We start from the raw sequence: 902 nt of genomic DNA, 5'->3' as shown, positions 1-902 counted from the left end.
CCCGACGCGCCGCTGACCGAACCGACCAGCGTGCCACTGGCGGTTTCGCCGGTATGGCCCGGCTCGCTGCCGGTGACGGTGCCCGCCGCGAGGTCCTGGCCATCCTTGCTCAGGTCCAGCGCTTTTTCGTAAACGGTGACGTCGTTGTCGACGGCCGCGCTGATGCAGCTGTTGTTGACGTCGATGGTGATGGTCGTGGTGCTTTCGTCGCCGTCGTTATCGCGCAGGGTGTAGGTGAACACGTCAGTCGCACCAGGACCGTTCACGCTGTTCGGGTAGCTGTGGTATTCGGCGTTGCCCTCGGCGTCCAGGGTCAGGTAGCCGTAGGTGCCATTGATGTGGGTGTCGAGGCCGCCGCTGACCGGGGTCGAGGTGTCCGAACCGACGCGCACGCCGACCACGCCACCGCCGGACAACGGCCCATCGGCGCCGCCGTCGTCGTTCCACAGCACGTTGCCGCTGACCACGCCGCCCTCCGCCACCGAGGTCGCATCAGGGTTGGCGGTCGGCGTGTCATCGACGATGTTGACGTTGATTTGCCCGGTCGCGGTGCTGCCGTCGGTGTCGGTCGCAACGACGTCGAAGTTCTCGACGATGCTGTTGGCGCCGTCGGCATTCGGGTGGTTGCGGTCGTAATTCAGCGTGTAGCTGTAACTCACCACGCCGGTCGCCGGCTCGTAACCGGTGATGGTTAGCGTGCTGCCGTGCCAGGTGCCGACCGATTGCGGAAACGCTGCCGCCACGCCGCCGCTGACCACGGCAATGCCGCCCACGCTCAGGGTTTGCAGGCCATCCGGCGCGTTGACGGTGAAGGTGCCGGATTGGGTCAGGGACGGGGCATCGGGGTCGGAGCCGTAGGTGAGGTTTTTCTCGTAGACGCTCAGCTCACCGCCCTCTACGTC

Annotated in this window: 1 protein-coding gene; it reads right to left on the bottom strand. The window is 66.2% G+C overall.

All coding sequences use genetic code 11. The features are described 5' to 3' along the window. The coding region (locus PMI32_RS02300) for an Ig-like domain-containing protein (RefSeq protein ID WP_008034806.1) at nt 1–902 on the bottom strand (902 nt) is incomplete at both ends.

Source organism: Pseudomonas sp. GM60 (assembly GCF_000282415.1).
In the GTDB taxonomy this organism is placed as follows: Bacteria; Pseudomonadota; Gammaproteobacteria; order Pseudomonadales; family Pseudomonadaceae; genus Aquipseudomonas; species Aquipseudomonas migulae.
This window is presented reverse-complemented; position numbering and strand designations above follow the sequence as displayed.